5 protein-coding genes are annotated in these 5,451 nt (G+C 66.6%); all 5 read left to right on the top strand.

Annotated elements, in window-relative coordinates:
• Positions 1–880 (top strand): MotA/TolQ/ExbB proton channel family protein (locus HV783_RS29110; protein ID WP_175190333.1); only part of this gene is annotated, 880 nt, incomplete at its 5' end.
• Positions 880–1,347, top strand: coding sequence for an ExbD/TolR family protein (locus tag HV783_RS29105; RefSeq protein WP_054501289.1), 468 nt, complete (start codon positions 880–882; stop codon positions 1,345–1,347). The genes HV783_RS29110 and HV783_RS29105, both read left to right, overlap by 1 nt.
• A gap of 65 nt (positions 1,348–1,412) precedes the next feature.
• A complete protein-coding gene (locus HV783_RS29100; RefSeq protein WP_006218435.1) occupies positions 1,413–2,084 on the top strand; it encodes a response regulator transcription factor in 672 nt (223 codons plus the stop codon).
• An 87-nt stretch (positions 2,085–2,171) separates the two neighbouring features.
• On the top strand, positions 2,172–3,287 hold the full coding sequence (locus HV783_RS29095) for a sensor histidine kinase (protein WP_100504315.1): 1,116 nt from the start codon (positions 2,172–2,174) through the stop codon (positions 3,285–3,287).
• Positions 3,284–5,212: a potassium transporter Kup gene (locus HV783_RS29090; protein WP_064524117.1), complete on the top strand. Its 1,929-nt coding sequence runs from the start codon at positions 3,284–3,286 to the stop codon at positions 5,210–5,212. Before HV783_RS29095 ends, HV783_RS29090 begins: the two co-directional genes overlap by 4 nt.
• The last annotated feature ends 239 nt before the right edge of the window (positions 5,213–5,451 follow it).

Genomic DNA, 5,451 nt, shown 5'->3' with positions numbered 1-5,451 from the left:
CGCCCAGCAAGCCGCGACCGCGGCCGGCGGCATCGTCCAGCAGGCCACCGGCGCCGTCCAGCAATCCGCGGATGCGCTGCACAGCGCCGCCGCGGCGCTGCCTGCGGTCGCACCGGCGCCCGCGCCCGTCCCCGACATGGGCTTCCTGCACTTCGTCGCCCAGAGCGACTTCGTCGGCAAGAGTCTGTTCATCATCCTGATCCTGATGTCGCTGGTGACCTGGTACCTGATCCTGGTCAAGGTCGGCAGCAACATCAGCATGCGTCGCCGCTCGGTCGATTTCCTCAACAAGTTCTGGAACGCCAGCTCGCTGGAGCAGGTCGAGCACGAGATCACCACGCACGGCGCGCGCGATCCGTTCTCGCATCTGGCCAGCCACGCCATGCATGCCCAGGCGCACCACAACAAGTTCGGCGCCACCAAGCTGGAAGAGGCGGGTTCGAGCAGCGATTTCGTCACCCGCACCATGCGCAAGGTGATCGACGAGGAAACCGCGAAGCTCGAAAACGGCCTGACGGTGCTGGCCTCGGTGGGGTCGACGGCGCCGTTCGTCGGCCTGTTCGGCACGGTGTGGGGCGTGTACCATGCCCTGGTCGGCATCGGCCTGTCCGATGGCGTCACCATCAACCGCATCGCCGGTCCGGTGGGCGAGGCCCTGATCATGACCGGCCTGGGCCTGGCGGTCGCCATTCCGGCGGTGCTGGCCTACAACACCTTCGTGCGCAACAACCGCGTCTACCTGTCGCGCCTTGACGCCTTCGCGCACGACCTGTTCGCCTTCCTGACGACCGGCCAGCAAGTGGCGCTGTCGGACAGCAAGGTGCGCGCCCTGCGCCGCCAGCACGGTAACGGCGCCGCGGTCCAACGCGGGAGCGAATAATGGCTTTTGGCAGCTTCGAGGGCAAAGGGTCCGGCACCCATACGGTTTCCGAGATCAACATGGTGCCGCTGATCGACGTCATGCTGGTGCTGCTGGTGATCTTCATCATCACGGCGCCGCTGCTGGCGCATTCGATCAAGATCAACATGCCTCAGGTGGCCGCCGAGCAGATCGAGGAAGAACCCAAGACCGTGGACCTGGCCATCGATGCCGGGGGCGCGCTGTTCTGGGACGAAAAGCCGGTCAATATCGACGACCTGCCCAATCGCTTCAAGTCGATCGCCGGCACCAAGCCGCAACCCGAGATCCGCATCCGCGCCGACCAGAACACGCGCTACGAGACGCTGGCCAAGGTCATGGCCTCGGCTCGCCGCTCGGGGATGACACGCATCGGCTTCGTCACCACGCCGCCCTCGAGCGGGGCGGCGGCAGAGGCCCCGGGCACCCCGGCGCCATCCGCCCGTTGAATGATTCCCAACAACGGGGCGCATTTCGCGCCCCGTTTTTTCCGGGATCGCGCTAGAATCGCGGCATGCGAGTTCTGGTAATCGAAGACGACACCACCCTGGGCCACGCGCTCCAGGAATTCCTGGCCGACCAAGGTTATGCGGTCGACTGGCTGACCGAGGGCGACCGGGTTCTGGGCGCACTGGCCGGCCAGCCGTATGACCTGATGCTGCTCGACCTCAATCTGCCCGGCATGAGCGGCCTGGACGTGCTGCGCCAGTTGCGCCAGGATGGCAACCAGGTTCCGGTGCTTATCCTGACCGCCCGCGACGGCATCGAGGACCGCGTCGCCGGCCTGGATGCCGGCGCCGACGACTACGTCACCAAACCCTTCGAGCTGCCCGAACTGGCCGCCCGGGTGCGCGCCTTCGGCCGCCGGCGGGCCGGACAGGCGCAGCCGTTGATCGAGGTCGGTCCGCTGGTATTCGACACCGTCGGCCGCGAGGTGCGGGCCAACGGCCAGCGCCTGTCGCTGTCGGTGCGCGAACTGTCCGTGCTGGAAATGCTGATGGCGCGCGTGGGCCGCGTGGTCACCAAGCGCCAGATCGTCAATTCGCTGTCCGCCTGGGACGCCGACTTCAGCGAGAACGCAGTGGAAGTCTATGTGTACCGCCTGCGCAAGCGCCTGGAAGGCACGGGCGCCAGCATCCAGACGGTGCGTGGCTTCGGCTACATGCTGGATGTGGAAACGGCCTGACGGCCCGGCTGGCCGCCCGAAGCCGGTTGGCCCCGCCAGCCCGCGGCGGCCTGACTCCCCATCCGCCCACAGCGAGGGCACCGCGTCATGACGTCAGAACGCATTCCTTCCGCTCCGCCCGCCCCACGCCCCTTGCTCCCGTCCCGCTCGCTCGCGCGGCATCTGGTCATCCGGCTGATGCCGCCGATCCTGTTGCTGGTGCTGCTGGACCTGGCCGCCACCTGGGTCATCACCCACAAGATCGACATGTCGCTGTGGATGCTGGAGGATTTCTTCTGGCTGATGGTGGTGGGGCAGGTGATGCTGATCGGCCTGTTCACCTGGGTGGTGGTGCAGGGCGTGCGTTCCGGCCTGCGCTCGGTCAATCATCTGTCCGAGGAAATCCGCCAGCGTTCCATCGACGACATGCAGCCGCTGGAAGTGGCCGGCGTGCCGGTCGAGATCGAACCGCTGGTCACTCACACCAACGATCTGCTGCTGCGGCTGGATGCCTCGCTGGCGGCGCAGCGCCGCTTCATCGGCCACGCCGCGCACCAATTGCGCACGCCGCTGTCCGGCCTGCGGCTGGAATCCGAACTGATGCTGGCGCGGCCCTTGCCCGACGACGTGCGCGCGCGCGCCGAACGCATCAAGGCGGTCAGTGACCGCATGATCCGGCTGGGCCAGCAACTGCTGGTGCTGGCGCGCGCCGATCCCAATGCGCGGCCGCAGGATAGTTTCGTGCGTATCGACCTGTGCGAATGGGTGCGGGCGCATGGCGCCGAATGGTTCCCGCGAGTGCGCGAAGCGCGCTATGAACTGGACCTGGTGGCGCCGGACGCGCCGATCTGGATCGACGCCGATCCCTTGTTGCTGGCTGAACTGCTGGGCAACCTGATCGACAACGCGCTGCGCTACGGCAACGCCACCGGCAAGATCACCCTGATCGTCGGCGCCAATCCGCCGTCGCTGACGGTGGAGGACGACGGCCCCGGCATCCCCCCCGAAGAACGCGATCGCGTGTTCGAGGCGTTCTATCGTTCGCCGTCGGTCACGGCCGGCGGTTCGGGATTGGGCCTGGCGATCGTGCGCGAGATCGCGCACGCCCACGGCGCCTGGTGGAAGCTCACCAGCCGGCCCGATTTTTCCGGAACGCGGCTTTCCGTCGTGTTTCCCGGCCCTCGCAAGGGGGCTCAACTCACTCGGCAAGAACCCACATCATGAGCCAGGGCTCGGTCAGCGTTCCTTCTTCTTCCACCGGTGGGGCGCCCGCCGGCCACGCCCCGTCCTCCCGCGCCGCCCTCGTCCTGGGGGCGCTGGGCGTGGTGTACGGCGATATCGGCACCAGTCCGCTGTACACCCTGCGGGCCTGCCTGACCGGGCTGAGCGTGCACACCGACCTGGAGCCGGCCCACTTGCTGGGCGTGCTGTCCATCCTGTTCTGGATGCTGATGGTGGTGGTGTCGCTGAAATATGTGACGCTGATCCTGCGCGCCGACAACCGCGGCGAAGGCGGCACGCTAGCGCTGCTGGAGCTGGCGGTGCGCAACCGGGACGGCAAGCTGCGCTGGATCCTGATCGTGCTGGGCATCTTCGGCGCGGCGCTGTTCTATGGCGACAGCATGATCACGCCGGCGATTTCAGTGCTGTCGGCGCTGGAAGGGATTGGCATCGTTTCGCACACGCTGGATGCGTGGGTGGTGCCGCTGGCGCTGGTGGTGCTGGTGGCGCTGTTCGCGATCCAGTCGCATGGCACGGGCGCCATGGGCAAGCTGTTCGGGCCGGTGATGCTGCTGTGGTTCGGCACGCTGGCCGCGCTGGGCGGCTGGCAGATCTGGCAGACGCCCGAGGTGCTGGCGGCGCTCAATCCGATGTGGGGCCTGCGTTTCATCGTCGAGTTCCCGTGGATCAGTTTCGTGCTGCTGGGCGCGGTGGTGCTGGCGCTGACGGGCGCCGAGGCCCTGTATGCCGATATGGGCCACTTCGGCCGCCCGGCCATCCGCAGCGCCTGGTTCAGCATGGTGCTGCCGGCGTTGACGCTGTGCTATTTCGGCCAGGGCGCGCTGCTGTTGCGCGATCCCGGCGCGATCCGCAATCCGTTCTTCATGATGGCGCCGGAATGGGGCCTGGCGCCGCTGGTGGCGCTGGCCACGGTGGCCACCATCGTGGCGTCGCAGGCGGTGATCTCCGGCGCGTACTCGGTGACGCGCCAGGCGGTGCAACTGGGCTTCTGGCCGCGCATGCAGATCCTGCATACGTCGGCGGTGGAGAAGGGCCAGATCTATCTGCCGCAGGTCAATGCGCTGCTGTTGTGCGCGGTGCTGGTGCTGGTGCTGGTGTTCCGCAATTCGGACAACCTGGCGGCGGCCTACGGTTTCGCGGTGACGGGGACGATGCTGACGACCTCGGTGCTGGCGTTCGCGGTGCTGCCGCGCGGCACCACGGGCGCCAAGCGCATGCTGTGGTTCGTGGTGCTGGGCCTGTTGCTGCTGTTCGATGTGCTGCTGTTCTCGGCCAACGTGTTCAAGATCCATGAAGGCGGCTGGCTACCGCTGGTGGTGGCGATCGTGGTGTTCACGCTGATGATGACGTGGCGCCGGGGCCGCCGGCTGCTCTCGGACATGCAGCAGCGCGATCGCCAGCCGCTCAAGGAGTTCATGGAGCAGTTGGAGGCCTATCCGCCGTCGCGGGTGCCGGGCACGGCGATCTTCATGACGATGAATTCGGGCAACGTGCCGCCGGCGCTGCTGCACAACCTCAAGCACAACAAGGTGCTGCATGACCATGTGCTGTTCCTGACGATCCGGGTAGCCGACGTGCCCTATGTGTCCGAGGACGAGCGCTTCACGGTGCAGAAGATGAGCGCGTCGAGCTGGGCGGCGACGATCAACTACGGTTTCAAGGAAGATCCGGATGTGCCGGAGGCGCTGCGGTTGGTGGCCGAGGCGTATCCGGAGCTGGATCTGGAGCCGATGCGCACGTCCTATTTCCTTTCGCGGCAGACGGTGGTGGCGGCCAGGAAGCCGGCGCTGTGGCGCTGGCGGCGGGCGGTGTTCTCGTTCATGGCGCGCAATTCGACGCGGAGCACGAAGTTTTTCAAGATTCCGGCGAATCGGGTCGTGGAGATGGGGATGCAGGTGGAGTTGTAGGCGTTGTTGGGCTGGGGCGGTTGTTGTTCGAGTTCTTGAGACGCCCGTTGGCGGCTGCTGGGGCGGGTGGTTTTCGTGGCGTGCTTGCCTACAGTTTGTTGGCAGGGGCGAGTATCTTGTGGTTGTTGCTGACCCGTCCTGCCCTAGGTTGACACCTACGGGACGGTATCCGTAGCGATTACGGACTGAGCACCCGATGAACTTCATCGGGTGTTTTGCATTGTAGGGACAGATGTGGG

The organism is Achromobacter dolens (assembly GCF_902859745.1).
Lineage (GTDB): Bacteria > Pseudomonadota > Gammaproteobacteria > Burkholderiales > Burkholderiaceae_B > Achromobacter > Achromobacter dolens.
The sequence above is the reverse complement of the archived record's forward strand: the minus strand, read 5'-3'. Positions and strand labels throughout refer to the sequence as shown.